The 1,116-nt window shown below is 32.1% G+C and carries 2 protein-coding genes; both read right to left on the bottom strand.

Features of this window, described 5'->3' with window-relative positions; translation table 11 throughout:
- Window positions 1-16: 16 nt before the first annotated feature.
- On the bottom strand, window positions 17-340 hold the full coding sequence (locus IE212_RS34430) for a hypothetical protein (protein WP_190201926.1): 324 nt from the start codon (window positions 338-340) through the stop codon (window positions 17-19).
- A gap of 322 nt (window positions 341-662) precedes the next feature.
- On the bottom strand, window positions 663-1,116 hold a 454-nt coding region (locus tag IE212_RS34425; protein WP_229864728.1), incomplete at its 5' end, for a hypothetical protein.

Here is a 1,116-nt window from a genome sequence, read left to right as displayed (position 1 = left end):
ATATATACATCTTTTACTATTTCTCGAAACATAATTCAATGATTATAAATTTAACACCTTGACCTAATTCTAAGTCATTTACTGCATTAATATCCCTAGTATTATGTTGAAGGTTTCTTAAAGAAATTCTAGATTCTTTCGATATCCTATAAGATCTTCTTACCAAGAGTAAAGCATTTCTCCAACAAGCAACCATAGAAGATACTGGTCCAGAGAATAAAACCTTGCTGGTCTTATTTATCTCTACCATTTTTTCTTCGTATAGTTTTTGACTCTGAAGATACCATACTTTTATTTCTCTTATGTTTTCTTTTCTTCTTTCTAGAATCAGCTTTGACATAATCTTCTATTTCTTCAAGTTTACCCAACAATAAGAATCTTACGAACATATCTATAGGCCTGAAAAAGTAATTTCTTATATTCTCAGTGCCTAGATAATAATCGTATACGATAAAGAATTTTTTAATCTTTCCGTGTTTGAGAGATCTTTGAACAAGGTAATTCTTTACACATCTCTTGTGAAGTTCTACCATGTCCTTTTCCTGTTTTTCCATCTCCTTATCGGAGAATATTCGATAGTCCATAACCAAAATAAATATGGGACTGGGAATTTGAAAATAGCAAACTAATGTGTTCCCAGTCCCGGGTTAACAAAGGATTAATTATACTGCTTCATCTACCTTCAGTACTTTTTTCTGGAAGGTAATATATTTATTTTGGGCAGACTTGTATTCTTTAGAGTTATGATCTTGGATTCGGAGCATTTCCCTTTCTAATTTACGAAGTTCATTACGGGTTTGTTGTCTCCATTTCTTTCTTGAAAGAGTATCAGTAACATCATCTGGGTAAATGTATTTCACTTCCCGATTGGAGATTACTTGTTCGATGATATTGGGTTTCTGTTGTTTGGCAACTTCCTTGACAACTTCTTCCTTTTTAGTAGAAGCTTTCTTGGTAGTAGTTTTTACCAATTTTGCTTTGGTTTCTTCCTTAGCCTTAGATTCTTTAGTTTCTTTTGGCTTTTGTGTTTTAGAAGCCTTAACTTCCTTCAATGAGTTAGATACTTGGTTGTTAATTAACTCGGTTACCTTGTTCAAATTTACTTTTTTCATAATT

The sequence above is a fragment of the Streptomyces djakartensis genome (genome assembly GCF_014651075.1).
GTDB lineage: Bacteria > Actinomycetota > Actinomycetes > Streptomycetales > Streptomycetaceae > Streptomyces > Streptomyces djakartensis.
Note: the sequence above shows the minus strand (reverse complement) of the source record. Positions and strands in the feature narration are given on the sequence as shown.

What these genes read in the sequence shown, in the direction of transcription:
- IE212_RS34430 (WP_190201926.1), bottom strand. Translation starts at nt 340, where the DNA reads ATGTCAAAGCTGATTCTAGAAAGAAGAAAAGAAAACATAAGAGAAATA.